This window comes from Alteromonas stellipolaris (assembly GCF_001562115.1).
Classification (GTDB): Bacteria; Pseudomonadota; Gammaproteobacteria; order Enterobacterales; family Alteromonadaceae; genus Alteromonas; species Alteromonas stellipolaris.
Map to the genome: position 1 here is coordinate 368,811 of NZ_CP013926.1, position 13,735 is coordinate 382,545.

Consider the following 13,735-nt stretch of genomic DNA (forward strand, 5'->3'; position numbering starts at 1 on the left):
CCGCTATATTTCACCTGTTATTAAAAAACCTTACCGTAAAAGGAGCCAGTAATGGCAAATGTTGCTCAAGTTGTTGCGCAAAAAGATTGGCAGAACCCTGTCGTATTTCAAAGAAATCGCGTGAATGGACATAGTCCATTAAACGGTTTTGTAACCCAAGACGATGCTAAACAAAATGTTAATGCGCAAAAACAAAGTTTAAATGGTGAATGGGAATTTAGGTTATACCCCCAACCTGAAGCCGTTGATGAAGACTTACTGAGCGAAGAGCTGTCTGAAGCTGCAAACTGGCAACCTATTACTGTACCTTCAAATTGGCAAATGCAGGGTTTTGATAAGCCTATCTACTGCAATGTTAAATATCCTTTTCCGGTAAACCCACCTGAAGTACCTAGCGATAACCCCACAGGCTGCTACCGTACTACTTTTTCGGTAACTGAAAATGCGTTGCAGCAGCGTAACCATATCGTGTTTGAAGGGGTTAATAGCGCGTTTCACCTGTGGTGTAATGGTGAATACGTAGGTTATTCGCAAGATAGCCGTCTACCGGCTGAATTCAATTTAACGTCCTTTTTAAAAGCCGGTGAAAATCGCTTAGCGGTTATGGTTATTCGCTGGTCTGATGGCAGCTATTTAGAAGATCAAGACATGTGGTGGTTAAGTGGCATTTTCCGCGATGTGGTGCTGGTAACAAAGCCACAACACCATATTCAAGATGTATTTGCTACACCAAAACTAGATGCTTGTTATCGCGACGGCAGTTTAGATGTGCGCACCGCCATTAACGCACCAGCAAGCTATACGGTGGGTATTCAGTTATTTGATGGTGAAACCGCCGTTACCGAACAAAGTGAGTCGGGCACCAATAACCGCCGTATAGATGAGAAAGGCGGGTGGGACGATGTGATATTTCAATCGTTAGCCATCACCGAGCCTAAGAAGTGGACGGCAGAGACTCCCTATTTATATCGCTTAGTCGTGACATTATTTGACGATGCGGGTGATGTGGTGGTGGCCGAAGGTTACAACATAGGTTTTCGTCAGATAGATATGCTTGATGGCCAGTTATGCGTTAACGGAAAGCCTATTCTTATTCGTGGTGTAAATAGGCACGAGCATCACGAAAGCAAAGGTCATGCGGTAAATGAAGCCGACATGATTGAAGATATAAAACTATTAAAGCAAAACAACTTCAATGCAGTACGCACCGCCCACTACCCAAATCATCCACGTTGGTACGAACTGTGTGATGAATATGGTTTGTACTTAGTAGATGAAGCGAACATTGAAACCCACGGTATGTTTCCTATGGGGCGATTGTCGAGAGATGCATTGTGGGCAGGCGCTTATTTAGCCCGCTACACACAAATGGTAGAACGAGATAAAAATCATGCTTCAATTATCATTTGGTCATTAGGTAATGAATGTGGCCACGGACCGAACCAAGATGCCATGTACGGTTGGTCTAAAGCGTTTGACCCTTCGCGACCTGTGCAATACGAAGGCGGTGGTGCCAACACTACCGCAACCGATATTATCGCCCCTATGTATGCTCGGGTAGATACCGATGTGCTAGATGACGCCGTGCCTAAATGGGCAATTAAAAAGTGGTTATCGTTACCTGGTGAAACCCGCCCTGTTATTTTGTGTGAGTACGCCCATGCCATGGGGAATAGTTTAGGGAGCTTTGCGGACTACTGGCAGGCATTTAAAGACTATCCCCGTTTACAAGGTGGATTCATTTGGGATTGGGTCGATCAAGGCTTAGTAAAGCATACAGACGGCGGTGAGGCCTATTGGGCCTACGGTGGTGACTTTGGTGATACTGACAACGACCGTCAGTTTTGCATAAATGGTTTGTTGTTTCCTGATCGCACGCCGCACCCTGCATTATTTGAAGCTAAATACTGCCAACAGCACTTAGCATTTACGCTTAAAGCACTAGAGCACGAACAAGCTGGCAGATATCAATTAACCATTACCAGTGACTATGTATTCCGCTCAACCGATAACGAAGCACTGCATTGGCAATTACTGGAAAACGGAGAGTGCGTTGCCAGCGGCACTAAAACACTAAGTATTGGCCCCCAGTCGTCACAAACGTTAACGATTAAACCAAATTTTAAGTTTGTACCTGATGCGACATATCACTTGAATATTGATGTAGTCCTAGCAAACGATTGTGATTGGGCGAATGCTGGGCATGTGTTAGATACCGAGCAGTTCGAGATTGCTAACACCGCTGGATTCTCTGTTTTTACATCGGCCAACACCAATACTGGTGACGCCACAAATGGCGAGAACAAAGACGAGGGCAAAGCCAAAGCTCAAGATAAATTAACGGTAGAGCACACTGAATCGAAGGTGAGTATTCAGGCGACAAGCAATTGTTTCGTTCTTAATGCTGACACTGGGTTACTTACGTCATGGCTAGTTGATGGCGAAGAGCAGTTAAGTGCACCATTGGAAGATAACTTTTTCAGGGCACCGTTAGACAATGATATTGGTGTAAGTGAAGTGGATAACCCCGACCCTAATGCGTGGGAGTCACGTTGGCGCCGAGCTGGAATAGGGCAATGGCAACGCAACTGTGCAGGTGTCGATGTAGTTGTAAGCACACAAGACGTGCGGGTGACGGCACTGTTTAACTATCATTACGATAATGCCTTAGTGGCATCAACAAGCTGGTGTTACCGCGTGAATGCTACAGGCACATTAGACTTAGATGTTCAGGTTAAGTTAGCCGATGCATTACCTCCGATGCCGCGTATTGGTTTGCAGTGGGCCGTGCCTCGTTCAAGTCAGGCTGAAGCAAAGATTCAGTGGAAGGGGTTAGGCCCATTTGAGAACTACCCCGACCGGTTAGCAGCAGCTAGATTTGGGAGTTACAGTGAAAGTATTGCCTGCATGCATACGCCTTACATCTTTCCTACCGACAACGGGCTTCGTAGTAATTGCCGAGAACTTAGCATTAACGCTATAAAAGTAGCGGGTGATTTTCACTTTGCTGTAAGCCCGTACGGGCAAAAGCAGCTTGATGAAGCTAAACACACCTGCGACCTAACGCCAGCCGACAATACCTATGTGTATTTAGACCATGCCCACATGGGGGTAGGAGGCGATGATTCGTGGAGCCCGAGTACACACAAAGCCTTTTTGTTAGAGAAAAAAGCGTATCGGTATCACTTAAGCTTGAGTGCTTTAAAAGCCAGTGCTGCAAATTTCTAAAGCAAAGTAAGAGGCCCGAAAGTTCGGGCTGTGATTGTTTGCGCACTGTTAATCGAGAAGCATGCACTAGCAGTCTGTCATAGTATGCAGAACTTAGTATAAGCTACACGAAAAAAAGCCGCTCTATTGAGCGGCTTTTTGGTATTTAATCAGGCTATTACTTACAACGGGAATACCGTTAGTATCTCTGTTTGGGACAATTAGCCGTCAACAGAGCCGCAGAAGCGGTAACCTTCACCGTGGATGGTCACAATCAACTCTTCATCAGAAGGATCTGATTCGAAGTGCTTGCGAATACGGCGGATAGTTACATCTACAGTACGGTCGTTAGGGCGAAGCTCACGACCTGTCATTTCCATAATTAGCTGCTCACGGGTAAGAATTTTACCTGGGTTGCTAAGGAATAAATGTAATGCACGGAATTCACTGCGTGGTAAACGGAACTCTTTACCTGTTGGTGAAATAAGTGAACGGCTGTCGCCATCCAAAATCCAGCCATTGAAGTTTACACGGCTTGGTAAATCATCGTCTTCTGCTGAGTTAGTGGTGCGAGATAACAAGTTACGCGCACGAATAGTCAGTTCACGAGGATTGAAAGGCTTGGTTAGATAGTCATCTGCGCCAATTTCTAGACCTAAGATACGATCGACATCGTTATCACGGCCAGTAAGGAAAATAAGACCTACGTTTTTACGGTCGCGTACTTCACGCGCCAAAATTAGGCCATTTTTACCTGGCAGGTTAATATCCATAATAACCAAATTAATTGCGTGATTTTCAAAGAAGTCATGCATTTGATCACCATTTTCAGCTTCAAATACATTGTACCCTTCTGCTTCGAATAAACTCTTTAGCGTGGTACGTGTGACCACTTCATCTTCAACAATTAACACATTTGGCGTCTGCATGGTGTTTTACACTCTTTATAAAATCGGTTTAAGCAATTACTGATTAAATTTTAATATTCGTTTACTTATATGCAAGTTACTACCGAATATTATTAAATTCAAGGTATTGGGGTTAGCCAACGAATTTCAAGCAAAGTTCAATAGTTATACAGGTATTATGACGTTTTCGCACTGGAAACAGGAAAAACAATAACAAATTCTACACCACTACCTACTTCGCTGGTAATCGATATAGAACCATTTAGCGCTTGAGTGACTAAATTGTACACTAAGTGCATGCCTAATCCAGACCCCCCTTGTCCACGCTTTGTGGTAACGAAAGGGTCGAAAATACGTTTACGAATATCTGATGGGATCCCGATACCGTTATCCCGATACACTAACTTTAGCTTGTTCGTTGTAATTAATTCAGCACAGATATCAATCTGGCCTTTTTCTATGTTCTCAAAACCATGAATAACCGAATTCATAATAAGGTTAATAATGATTTGATTAATAGGACCAGCCTTCGTTTCAACGCATAAGGTAGGGTCGCAATCTACGTTGATGTTGTGTTGTAATTTTTTTAAGCGAGGCTGTAACGACAGTAGTATCTCATTAACTAGCTGTGCAAAGCAAAAAGTTCGGCTACTTTCGCTCGATTGATCCACTGCAACCTGTTTAAAACTGGAAATAAGCTCGGCAGCGCGGTTTAAATTGCGATAAATGATGTTTAAATTTTCATGACTTTCATCCATGAAGCGTTTCATGGCACTGGCTTTTAGGGTTTTATTCTCAAAATCCCTTTCAATAACTGCAAGTCGGTCGAGCATCATAGTAGAAGCGGTAACCCCTAAACCAATGGGGGTATTAACTTCATGGGCAACTCCGGCCACCATGTCACCCAACGATGCCATTTTTTCATTTTGTACAATTTGGCGTTGAAACTCATGCAGCTTTTCAAGGGTTTGAATTAACTCTTGGTTGGCGTCTTTTAGCGCATTAGTTCGTTGGCTTACCATTTCTTCTAAGCTGGCATTCAGCTTTCTGTGCTGCTCTTCGGCCTGTCGCTGTTTATGCATGTATTCTTGTATGCGAGACAGCATAATATTCACATCATCAGACAGTACGTTTATTTCTTTAACATTCGACGGCTTTGCTCTAGCCGAATAGTCGCGCTGCCTAGAGGTGCGCTGTAAGAAAAATGAGAGCTTTTCGATAGGTGTGGTGACACGCCGCTGAAAACGCACGGCTAATAGAAAGCTGAATACCAGTAAAAAAAGCATTACGCTAAGATTAATGATGATGGTTTTAACTATATGATGATTAAAGTCTTCTGCCGACATGCGAAGGTAAACCCAGCCTAAAACATCATTCGTTTCTCGGTCAAAAATTTTCCTGCTACTTTCAAGGTAATCGTTGTCTTCCGTTAATAAAGGATTTTGATCTAAATTGATTAGCTGCTTTTGCTTGCCAGGAATTAGTAATTGACCGCCCTTGTTGTAAGAGGCGAAACGTTCTACAGAGCTTTGGGTTTCAGAGTCATCGGGTAAGCTTTTATAGATATGAACGTTTAATACTTTGTCTGCAGCGTCTAAAAATTGCAAAGACTCTTCAACCAAAGCTTGGCTAGAATTTTTAAGTGGGCTAGCAACAATGTTAACCGTCATTGTTAATAGTAGATTTGCGTGGCTATCCAGTTCATGTCGATAAGCATTAATTTGGGTGTAGATAGACAAACCGGAGGTACTTACCAGCGAAATGGTGGCGATAGACATCACCACCCACAAAAATAAACTTCGTATAGAAAGCTTTAAAGCCCGATCTGCCATGCTAATTATCAGATTTTCTAATTCAATGAACGCTCAATAATAGTGGCGCATTCTTTAACAAAAAGAAAGAAACGCCGTACAAGCCACTAAAGGCCGTATATCTAAACGAACATAGATTCGTAAAGTTTTATATATTCACCTGCAGCTCGTTCCCAAGTAAAGCGGGTGTTCATGCCTCTTTGCTGCATTTCTCTGAACTTCACTGGGTGTTCATAGTAAAACAATAAAGCGCGACGAATACAGGCAAGTAAGGCTTCAGGCCGTGGCTGTTCAAACACAAAGCCTGTGGCATCTTTGCTATGGCGATTATCCACTACAGTGTCTTTTAAGCCACCTACCGCTCGCACAATAGGGATAGTGCCGTAGGCCAAACTGTACATTTGATTTAAACCGCAAGGTTCAAACTGTGATGGCATCAAGAAAAAGTCGGCACCTGCCTCAACAAGATGCGCATGCTCTGAACTAAACCCATTAATAAACGCGAACTGAGAAGGGTTATTTTGCGCAAATTCACCTAAATCCATACACATTTTAGGATCGCCTGTGCCTACGATAACGATTTGCACATTATGCTGAACCAGTTCATCAAGAATAGGCAGAATATAGCCAAAACCTTTCTGCTCGGTAAGACGGCACACCATACCAATAAGTGGAATGCTTACATTCTTCGGCAACCCAGACTTTTCTTGTAAGGCGCTCTTACAGGTTTGCTTAGGCAGTAAGTTATCTACATCGTAGTGTTCTGGTAAGAAGGAATCAGTAGCGGGGTTCCATTGGGTATAGTCGCACCCATTTAATATGCCGGAAAGGTCGGTTTTGCGTCTAACCAAACGCTCGTGCAAACCGTGGCTGCCTAGGTCGGTTAACAGCTCTTGCGCGTAATGTGGGCTAACAGTCGTTACCTTGGTCGCAAATTCAATACCCGATTGAAGCATATTGATATAACCACCGTGAACCTGTGCCAATATACCGGGGTGATGGCGTAGAAACGGTACTTTTTCAAGCAGGTTTACCCCTTGGAACGCGGCATTGTGAATGGTAAACACGGTGCGGGTTTTATCAAAAAAACCTGTGTTATCGTAAGCCGTTAAGTATGGCAACATGGCTGTATGCCAATCGTGGCAATGAATAACATCTGGCGAATAATTAATGGCTTGAAGGGCAGCTAATACTGCGCCACTAAAGAAACAAAAGCGCTCGCCATTGTCTTCATAGGCTTCGTACGCGTTGGAGTACAAGCCTTCACGCATGAAGTATTCCGGATAATCTACAAAGTATACGGGTATGCCATGCCAGTCCATCACTCGCACTTCAAAATTATATACCTTGTATTCGGTGAATAGCGTTTGTGTTTCACATGCCGTAGGTAAGTCAAACGAGTCTGCTAATACCTTGTAGTAAGGCATAACAATGGCTACATCTTCTCCTGCGTCTTTTAATGCAAGTGGAAGTGCTTTGCCTACATCTGCTAAGCCACCTGTTTTTACCAGTTCTTCTACTTCAGAGATAGCGAATACAATTTTCACACGAATGCCTCGTATTTTATAAACGCGCCTATGGCCTCTGAATGGGCTCTATAGCTGTTGCGCGAATTAGGGCTGACATCTATTCAGCCCCATATATCGAATATAGGGGGAATTTATTTACGTTAGCACAGGCTTGAGTAAAAGTACTATTACTATGCTGCCTGATATAACGAAAATTGTGTGGTTTGTGCAGTTGTTAACACCCTTGGAAAGTGTTCAGCTAGCAGCCCTGGGTAGGGCAAGAAACGGTTAGCAACCATTTGCAACGTGCCGCTTTGACTTAGCATTTTACGGGCATCTTCAATAAATCGCTTAGTAATGGTGTAGTCGGTTTTAAGGCCAGTATGAAATGGTGGGTTGGTGACAATATGCTGTACTTTCCCCTCGATGCCATACAAACCGTTCGCAGCATGCAAGGTGGCTGATTGACCATTGGCCGCTAACGTCATCGCACTGGCATAAATTGCAAGGGCGCTAATATCTGACAGCTGCATTTTTAGGTGAGGGTAGGTAAGCATTAAGTAACTAGCAATTACCCCAGCACCACATGCAAAGTCTAATACGTTGCCACTCATACCCGAGGTATGCTTTTCTAGCAGTAGCTTGGTGCCCTTATCGAGTTCGCCATGGCTAAATACGCCAGGTAAAGAGCACACAGGCCAGCTTGTGCTGCCAATCTCATAAGTGTCGGTTTCAAGCCAAGCTTCTGGTTCAAACGCTAAGTGAGGCTGTTCAACAATGGTGGTTATTAAACTGCAGTGACGGGCAGAATCTACTTTATGGGTAACCCCGTAAGGTTGCATGAGTTTAGCCGCACTTTTAATGCCGCCTTTGTTTTCGCCTACTACATGGATACGGCCGTTTTGACCTACCATGCCTGCAGCCATACGCAATAGCATTTGAAAATGAGATTTTGCTTTAGGCAGGAAAATTAGCACGTCAGTGTGGGTATGCTCATTACGCATAAATGGCGTGAAATGATGGGTGTGCGCCCCCACTTTTTGTACTACCTCAAAGCCATCTTTGGTGATATCGCGGCTATCAAAGCTGGATGACGATATCACACGAACACATTCAGAAAATATGTCGAAGTACTGGTGCATTACCGTGACATTTTTATGCTTAAGGGCATCAAGGAAGTAGGCATCAGAAGGGTTAATAAACAACCATTCGCCTTGCTCAAAAATGTTGATATTGCGTTCTAATAGTTGGCTTTGAGGCGTTAAAATCATTACTGCGCTCGCTCGTAAATAAGATCCCAAACACCGTGACCTAGTTTTTGTCCACGGGTTTCAAATTTAGTGATAGGTCGATATTCAGGGCGAGGCACATAGGTACCTTCTTGTGCAGTATTTGCATAGCCTGAAGTAGCATGCATTACTTCGGCCATGTGTTCTGCGTAAGGTTCCCAGTCGGTAGCCATATGAAAACAGCCACCCTTTTCTAATTTGGTTAACACAAGGGCAGCAAACTCAGGCTGAACTATACGGCGCTTATGGTGACGCTTTTTATGCCAAGGGTCGGGGAAGAACAATTGCAATCGAGACAAAGCGCCATCTGGGATCATATTTTTAAGCACTTCAACCGCATCGTGATCCATCACACGCAAATTAGTTAAACCTTGTTCGCCAGCTTCAGCTAAACACGCACCTACGCCGGGTTTATGCACTTCAATGCCAATGAAATTTTTCTCAGGGGCAGCTGCGGCCATTTCAACCAATGATTTACCCATACCAAAGCCAATTTCAATGACTACTGGCGCGGTTCTGCCGAACAGCACAGATAGGTCCAGTTCAGCATTTTGGTAATCAATACCCATGGTAGGCCAAAATTCTTCAATGGCGCGAGTTTGCGCTTTTGTTAAGCGGCCTTCGCGCTTTACAAAGCTTTTAACTTTACTTACGTGAACACCAGCGGCTTCAGCCTCGGCCTGGCTTTTAAATGGCCTCATTTGTATTACCTTTCTTGCCCCAATTTACTGGTGGCGCATTATCCAGTTAGCAGCATGTTATGCAACGCTATATTTAGTAAAGAGCGCATAAAATGCGTTTTTTTTAAACATCTATACAATTGCTAAGCAGTGTAGCAAGCTTTTCGGGTTGTTCCATAAGCATCATATGACCAGCATTTTCAACTTTGTATATGTTCGCAGAGGGAATACTATCTGCCATGGTTTGTAACGAGGCAAAGGGAACAATTTCGTCATCGGTTGCTGCAATAATATTGACGGGCACTTTCGATTTCACCAGCGCTTTTACAAAATCTTCTCTTGGCGTAGTGGCCTGTGTATGAGCTAGCAACGTATTTTTACCTAAGTCTTCTGCCATTGATTGTACAACGCCCATTACATCAGCATTTTCCTGATGGGTTGGATGCACAAAACGTGCGAAATAGGCAGGGTTCTCTGGTTTAAAGTCGCCATTGCTCAGCATAGTGACCATTTGCTTACGTCTGGCTATTTCTTCTGTAGACAAGCCTTTGGCATCGTATCCAATAAGCGTAATAGAGGCTACGTGCTCCATATTTTGAGACGCCCATAACGCGGCAATGTAACCGCCCATGGAATAGCCCACAAGATGTACTTTTTCATCTTGAATGACGCGGTCAGATGTAAGCGCGAGCATGTCGTCTTTGGTGGCAGCCCATTGCAAGGGCACATAGCGACGCTGGGAAATTTTCATGCGTTGCCAAACGGGCAACCAAACACGTTCGTCGCATAAGGTTCCGGGTAAAAATAGAACAGGGGCGCTGGTGGTCACAAAGACTCCTAAAATACATTTGTACCTTCACATGCTAACATATCAGGCCATTTATCAATAAAACCTAATGGCTATTAAATGTAGCTAACGGTCATTCATTGCGCAGTTTTTATGACAAATACGGTTATACCTAATACTTTTGCTGAACGCGTGCTTGCTTGGTACGACATTCATGGCCGCAAGCATCTGCCATGGCAACAAGATATTACCCCCTATAAAGTGTGGGTATCTGAGATTATGCTACAGCAAACGCAAGTCACCACCGTCATTCCGTATTTTGAACGGTTTATGCAATCTTTCCCAAGTGTGGTGGCGCTAGCCAATGCAGCGCAAGATGACGTACTGCACCATTGGACGGGGTTAGGCTACTACGCCCGCGCTAGAAACTTACATAAAGCGGCGAAGCAAATTGTAGAGCAGTACGGCGGTACCTTTCCTGACAATATAGACGATGTAATAGCCTTGCCCGGAATAGGGCGCTCTACCGCTGGCGCGGTATTGTCTATTTCACGCAATCAGCGCCACCCCATATTAGATGGCAACGTAAAACGCGTACTTGCTCGCTTCTATGCTATTGGCGGCTGGCCTGGCCAAAAAGCAGTAGAGAATGCGCTGTGGGAGGTGGCAGAAAAAAATACGCCAGAAAAACGCAGTGCCAACTACACACAAGTGATGATGGATTTGGGAGCTATGGTATGTACCCGCAGCAAGCCAAAGTGTGATGAGTGCCCGTTACAACACGATTGCTTAGCATATGCTCAAGGGGCACAAACTGAATTTCCCGGTAAAAAGCCCAAGAAAGCCATACCAGAGCGAAGTACGTTACTTATAGTGCCGCTGTTCCAACAGCAGGTTTATTTGGAGCAGCGGCCTTCTAGCGGCTTATGGGGTGGTTTATATGGCTTTATTGAAGCTCAAGATCTACAAAGCGCCGAAGCTGAACTTGCTAAGCGAGGTATTGAAGCCAGTTCATTTGAAACCCAAACCGCGTTTAGGCATACCTTTAGCCACTTTCATTTGGATATAACACCGGTGTTTGCCGTGATAAACTCAGTACCCAGAAAGCAGGTGGCAGAACAAAAAGCCCAATGGTTTATGTTTAACGAACCTATTGAGGTAGGTTTAGCTGCCCCCACAAAGAAAATCATTCAGCAATTAGTGCATGTGCTTTAGCGCATCAAATAGGTTAAGGACATACAATGAGTAGAGTGGTATTTTGCCAACGTTTACAAAAAGAAGCCGACGGCTTGGATTTTCAGCTTTACCCCGGTGAGCTAGGAAAACGTATTTACGACAACATTTCAAAAGAAGCATGGGCCGACTGGCAAAAGAAACAAACCATGCTAATTAACGAAAATAAGTTAAATATGATGGAACCGACCGCCAGACAGTTTTTAGAACAAAGTATGTCGGCTTACTTGTTCGACGGCGTAGAACCTACAATTGAAGGCTATGTTCCGCCTGAAAAGTAATCAAAAAAGCGTATTTTGCATAAACAATGTGCAAACGGTAACAAAACCGAAAAAAAACCAACAAAAACGGTTGACTTGTTAGTCGGAAATCCGTTTAATACGCACCCACAGCGAGACAGGCAGTAAACGCCCAAACGCTAAAAGATTTTGCCTCGATAGCTCAGTTGGTAGAGCAGCGGATTGAAAATCCGCGTGTCCCTGGTTCGATCCCGGGTCGAGGCACCATTATTCGAAGAGCCCTGAACAGAAATGTTCGGGGCTTTTTTGATCTAGGCTATTGTATTAAGTTAGCGGAACACGCTGGCGTGTCCCTGCGTTTGCACCGCGCGTTACAATCCCGGGTCGAGGCACCATTATTCAGAAAGCCCTTGCAGAAATGCGAGGGCTTTTTTGATCTCGGTGGTTTAAAAACATAGAAACACGCTGGCGTGTCCCTGCGGTTGCACCGCGCGTTACAATCCCGGGTCGAGGCACCATTATTCAGGAAGCCCTTGCAGAAATGCGAGGGCTTTTTTGATCTCGGTGGTTTAAAAACATAGAAACACGCTGGCGTGTCCCTGCGGCTGCACCGCGCGTTACGACTTTAAATCAGATTCTGATTTTGCATCAAGCACTAACTGATTAACCTCTTTGATCCTATCACTGGGAGACATAGGTGTAGTGGTTGTTTGGTCTGATAATGAAGACGATTTCATAGCACTAGCATTTTGCTGAGGTTGAAACGTACTAATGCTAGATTGGCGAATGGAAGAAAAGAAGCTGTCGTATACCTTATCAAGCTGCCTATTGTAATCAGTCCAACCTTCCATCCCTACACGGAATTCTAGATTCGATTTCGCATACTCGTACAATGCATTTATATTCGTATTATTCCACTGCTGCTCTGGTGGCAAAGCTGCATCAGCGGTAACGCCGTTTATCCCAAACCCGTAGACCATAGAAAACATGGTTAGCTCCATACGTGCTTGCTCTCCCCAATCCATACCTTCTGTTGCTTTATCCCATGCGGCTTTTACATAAGCGGGGGCGTTGACAGGAGGAAAGTGAATAGTTTTACCTATGCCTATTTCAACAATACCATCATTGTTTAAGTCAACAAGGTCAGAGCCATCTGGTTGGCTTAATAGGTTTTGAGCACCTTCTTGACTAAGGGAGTCCACATCGATATTTGCTGCAAGGCTATTGGCTTTCTTTACTAATTGCAGTTCGTCGGATGACAGTGATTTCAAAAACTCTTTCGATGTAGTTGTTTGCTCATTCGCCTGGCGAAGAATGTTGCCGAAGCCAGATATTTCGTCGTCAGTTAAGGAGCGAACCTGAAGTTGATTTAACGAGGACTGACTGAATTCTGTATTGGATTTGATAATACTATCAAGCATAAGTATCTCCGTTCTAAATGAGTTCCCCCAGGCAAGCATCAATAGGACACCTGCGTTGCGGGGAAAGAGTAACGAGTTATCACACTATAAAGCGGCAACAAACCACCGATTTTCACTAAGGGGCGGAATAATCTCACCTATTCTTCAGCTGGCTATAGCCTAGTTTCAGTAATTGGTAGCAACAGCCTGAAAGGTGTTCAATAAGTGTGCCGCAACTTATATTAAAGGTAGGGAAACTGTTGTTACTAAAACCCAATAGTTACTGCTATTCAAAAATTGTAATCGTTAATGCGCATATGGCAGCTTTAGCCGTAAACCCTGTATAATAGTTAGAATGAGTGGGGCTGTTGAGGGAATTGGTTGTGAACCGTCGTAAAAAAATCATTAAAAAACTTCAGAAGAAAGATAAAAAAGCGAACGCTAAAATTCACAAGAGTAATAAGCCGGTTTATGTTTCTAAAGCTGAACGGGAAAAGCTAGCTGAGCAAGCGAATAGCGAACAATCATGTATTGAGGAAGAGGGAACTGATTCAACGAGCAATAAGGAACCATAAGTGCAGCGTCAAAATGAACAAAAATAACCTTCTATACATCCCTTCAGTCTAAATGTAACAAATGTAAAAACACTACCTTTTATCCAGAAAGTAAATGA

11 protein-coding genes and 1 tRNA gene are annotated in these 13,735 nt (G+C 43.9%); 5 read left to right on the forward strand and 7 right to left on the reverse strand.

Going from position 1 to position 13,735, the window contains the following annotated elements; genetic code table 11:
* Positions 1-51 precede the first annotated feature (51 nt).
* Positions 52-3,228, forward strand: a complete 3,177-nt coding sequence (locus tag AVL57_RS01475; protein ID WP_057794556.1) for a beta-galactosidase — start codon at positions 52-54, stop codon at positions 3,226-3,228.
* 200 nt (positions 3,229-3,428) lie between these two features.
* Here the strand turns inward: AVL57_RS01475 and arcA are convergent, their stop codons facing one another.
* From arcA to AVL57_RS01505, 6 genes are all read right to left on the reverse strand, one after another.
* Positions 3,429-4,136, reverse strand: coding sequence for a two-component system response regulator ArcA (arcA, locus tag AVL57_RS01480; RefSeq protein WP_013785842.1), 708 nt, complete (start codon positions 4,134-4,136; stop codon positions 3,429-3,431).
* A gap of 155 nt (positions 4,137-4,291) precedes the next feature.
* A complete protein-coding gene (locus AVL57_RS01485; protein WP_057794554.1) occupies positions 4,292-5,947 on the reverse strand; it encodes a HAMP domain-containing sensor histidine kinase in 1,656 nt (551 codons plus the stop codon).
* Between the two features lie 101 nt (positions 5,948-6,048).
* The gene (glgA, locus tag AVL57_RS01490) at positions 6,049-7,473 is read right to left on the reverse strand and encodes a glycogen synthase GlgA (protein ID WP_057794551.1); all 1,425 of its coding nucleotides are present in this window, start codon (positions 7,471-7,473) and stop codon (positions 6,049-6,051) included.
* 152 nt (positions 7,474-7,625) lie between these two features.
* Positions 7,626-8,705, reverse strand: a complete 1,080-nt coding sequence (locus AVL57_RS01495; RefSeq protein ID WP_057794549.1) for a methyltransferase — start codon at positions 8,703-8,705, stop codon at positions 7,626-7,628.
* Positions 8,705-9,424 (reverse strand): tRNA (guanosine(46)-N7)-methyltransferase TrmB, encoded by a 720-nt coding sequence (gene trmB / locus AVL57_RS01500; protein ID WP_057794547.1) that lies wholly within the window; start codon positions 9,422-9,424, stop codon positions 8,705-8,707. The genes AVL57_RS01495 and trmB overlap by 1 nt, the downstream gene beginning before the upstream one ends.
* Positions 9,425-9,527: 103 nt before the next feature.
* Positions 9,528-10,232, reverse strand: a complete 705-nt coding sequence (locus AVL57_RS01505) for an alpha/beta fold hydrolase (RefSeq protein ID WP_057794545.1) — start codon at positions 10,230-10,232, stop codon at positions 9,528-9,530.
* A gap of 111 nt (positions 10,233-10,343) precedes the next feature.
* On the opposite strand from AVL57_RS01505, the gene mutY reads away from it, so the two are divergent.
* The 3 genes from mutY (at position 10,344) to AVL57_RS01520 (ending at position 11,929) form a co-directional block, all read left to right on the forward strand.
* Positions 10,344-11,405, forward strand: coding sequence for an A/G-specific adenine glycosylase (mutY, locus tag AVL57_RS01510; RefSeq protein WP_057794543.1), 1,062 nt, complete (start codon positions 10,344-10,346; stop codon positions 11,403-11,405).
* A gap of 26 nt (positions 11,406-11,431) precedes the next feature.
* Positions 11,432-11,704 carry an oxidative damage protection protein gene (locus tag AVL57_RS01515; RefSeq protein ID WP_013785835.1) on the forward strand — a complete coding sequence of 91 codons (273 nt, stop codon included), beginning with the start codon at positions 11,432-11,434 and terminating at the stop codon, positions 11,702-11,704.
* A gap of 149 nt (positions 11,705-11,853) precedes the next feature.
* Positions 11,854-11,929 (forward strand) — tRNA-Phe (locus tag AVL57_RS01520).
* Between the two features lie 350 nt (positions 11,930-12,279).
* On the opposite strand, the gene AVL57_RS01525 is transcribed toward AVL57_RS01520, so the two are convergent.
* A complete protein-coding gene (locus tag AVL57_RS01525; RefSeq protein WP_061093568.1) occupies positions 12,280-13,083 on the reverse strand; it encodes a hypothetical protein in 804 nt (267 codons plus the stop codon).
* Between the two features lie 362 nt (positions 13,084-13,445).
* Here AVL57_RS01525 and AVL57_RS01530 point away from each other — a divergent pair, with 362 nt between their 5' ends.
* Positions 13,446-13,637 (forward strand): DUF2986 domain-containing protein, encoded by a 192-nt coding sequence (locus AVL57_RS01530; RefSeq protein ID WP_057794539.1) that lies wholly within the window; start codon positions 13,446-13,448, stop codon positions 13,635-13,637.
* The last annotated feature ends 98 nt before the right edge of the window (positions 13,638-13,735 follow it).

Excerpts from the sequence above, each read along its gene's own strand:
- AVL57_RS01485 (WP_057794554.1), bottom strand. The coding sequence starts at position 5,947 with ATGGCAGATCGGGCTTTAAAGCTTTCTATACGAAGTTTATTTTTGTGG.
- AVL57_RS01515 (WP_013785835.1), top strand. The coding sequence starts at position 11,432 with ATGAGTAGAGTGGTATTTTGCCAACGTTTACAAAAAGAAGCCGACGGC.
- AVL57_RS01525 (WP_061093568.1), bottom strand. The coding sequence starts at position 13,083 with ATGCTTGATAGTATTATCAAATCCAATACAGAATTCAGTCAGTCCTCG.
- mutY (WP_057794543.1), top strand. The coding sequence starts at position 10,344 with ATGACAAATACGGTTATACCTAATACTTTTGCTGAACGCGTGCTTGCT.
- arcA (WP_013785842.1), bottom strand. The coding sequence starts at position 4,136 with ATGCAGACGCCAAATGTGTTAATTGTTGAAGATGAAGTGGTCACACGT.
- trmB (WP_057794547.1), bottom strand. The coding sequence starts at position 9,424 with ATGAGGCCATTTAAAAGCCAGGCCGAGGCTGAAGCCGCTGGTGTTCAC.
- AVL57_RS01475 (WP_057794556.1), top strand. The coding sequence starts at position 52 with ATGGCAAATGTTGCTCAAGTTGTTGCGCAAAAAGATTGGCAGAACCCT.
- AVL57_RS01495 (WP_057794549.1), bottom strand. The coding sequence starts at position 8,705 with ATGATTTTAACGCCTCAAAGCCAACTATTAGAACGCAATATCAACATT.